Origin of the sequence: Streptomyces sp. 8L (genome assembly GCF_020176795.1) — a bacterium.
Lineage (GTDB): Bacteria > Actinomycetota > Actinomycetes > Streptomycetales > Streptomycetaceae > Streptomyces.
This window is the reverse complement of sequence record NZ_JAIUKE010000840.1, coordinates 1-1952: the sequence shown is the minus strand read 5'-3', so window position 1 is coordinate 1952 and position 1952 is coordinate 1. Positions and strand designations below refer to the sequence as shown.

The window sequence follows — 1952 nt, the reverse complement described above, 5'->3', positions numbered from 1 at the left end:
CGGCTGGACGGTGCGCCCCGCGCCCTCCACGGATGGCGGCGAGGGTGCCGCGCCGCCCTGCCCGCCGTCCGACGCCTCCCCCGGAGCCCCGCCGGACTTCGACCCGGATTTCGGCGACACGCTGCTGACCGAGGCACGCCAGGACCTCGTGATCGGCCGCTGGCAGGGCCCCAGAGACCTGCTCGCGGAGACCGGTGACAACTGGGCGCGCCGCTCGCACCGGTTGCGTGTCCTCTCGCACGCGGCGGCGGCGGGTTCCGTCGCCGAGGCGTGGGCCGAGGCCGAGCCCCGCAACCCGGACGCGGCAGTACTGCGCGCGGCCACGGAGGTCGTACGGGCCTTCGACGCGGCGATCGCCCTGGGCGGCGGGGCGCGGCCGGACGGCGGCGGAAGCGCCGTGCCGGAGTCGCGGCTCGACGCCGTCGTACGGTCCTGCCTGCGCGCGGCGGACGCCGGCCCCCGCGACCCCGCGCCCTGGGCCTCGCTGCTGACGGTGGCCAGACTGTACGGGAAGGGCGTGCGCGGCCCGGAACTCCAGCGCTGGTGGGACGGGCTGCGGCGGCGTGATCCGTACAACGTGGAGGGCCACACCCAGTTGATGCGGTACTTCTCGGCGCGCTGGCACGGCACCCACGGCCGTATGTACGGCTTCGCCCGGGACGCCGCCGCCGTCGCGCCCAGGGGGTCGCCGCTGCCGGTCCTGGTGCAGATCGCGCGCGTGGAGGAGTACCGGTACGTGGTCGAGTCGGCGGCGGCGCACGGCACGCCCCCGCCGTACGGTGCCGGCCAGCACTGGCGCCACGAACTCGCCGTCGCGGAGGCGCGGCGCACCCACGAGCGGTGGCTCGGCGGACGCGGCTGGGGAGCGCTGCTGCCGGAGGAGGTCGGCGAGCTGAACTACCTGGTCCACGCGCTGTGCCTGGCCGGCCTCGACGCCCTGGCGGCGGACGCGTTCGCGCTGCTCGGCGTCCGCGCGGTGCGTGTGCCGTGGTCGTACACGGGCGACCCGGAAGGGCAGTTCTCGACCTGTCGCAGGGCGAGGCTGGGGGCCGGCCGGGACGGCGGCTAACCTTACGTATCCGCCCTGGCCAGAAATGTGGGGTCGTTCGGGGGCCCGTCCGGGGGCCTCCCGATTCCCACCGGCACCCCCAACTCAGCTGAAAGGGCTCCCTCATGGGCATTCGGAGCTTGTTGCGCAAGGTGTTCGGACGCGACGGAGCCGACACACGCGGCCCCGAGGAGCAGGGCGGCGACAAGTCCGCCACGGCGGCGGTCCCGCCGCAGGCGGACCGCTCGTCGTCGGCCGGGCAGCCCGCGTCCTCTTCGGCTACGTCGGAGCCCGCGGCATCGCCCTCGGACTCCAGCGGCTCCGCGGACTCCGACGGCTCCGCGACGCCCGAGTCGCCCGCCGCGTCCGCGCCGACGGTTCCGGCCCCCTCGCGCCCGGCCCCGGAAGAGGCGGCGGAGGACCTGGTGGCGGCGGCCTTCGACAAGCCGCGCCCGGCCCCGGCAGCCACGCCGAAGGTCCCGTCCCAGGCAACCCACCGGGACATCGCGGAAGCGGTCGAGTCGCCAGAACCACTGGAGGCCGCGGAGGCCGCGGAGGCCGCCGAGCCGGCGGAAGCGGAAGCACTGGCCGAGCTGGCGGAAGCGGCGGAGGTGCCGCAGCCCGCAGAGCCGGCGGAGCCGGCCGAACCGGACGAGCCGGCCGCATCGACGGAGCCGGCCGCGTCGTCGGCGGAGGAGCCCGCGCCGGAGCCGACCCCGACGCCGACCGCGTCCGCGAGCCAGGAAGCGGAGCCCGAGCCCGAGGCCGCTCCCGAGCCCGAGGCCGCCTCCGCACCCGCCTCCGAGCCGACGCCGGAACCCGCCGCCACGCCGGAACCCGCCGCAACGGCGGAGCCGACCGCGTCCGCGAGCCAGGAAGCGGAGCCCGCCCCCGCCCCCGCCCC

General features: G+C 77.2%; 1 protein-coding gene and 1 pseudogene. Both read left to right on the top strand.

The genetic code is table 11. The features are described 5' to 3' along the window. The first annotated feature begins 121 nt into the window (after positions 1-121). Complete coding sequence (locus tag LCE31_RS39300; protein ID WP_225023050.1) at positions 122-1069, top strand: hypothetical protein; 948 nt, start codon at positions 122-124, stop codon at positions 1067-1069. A gap of 104 nt (positions 1070-1173) precedes the next feature. Next, positions 1174-1952, top strand: a pseudogene (locus tag LCE31_RS39295) (VWA domain-containing protein); the annotation flags it as partial.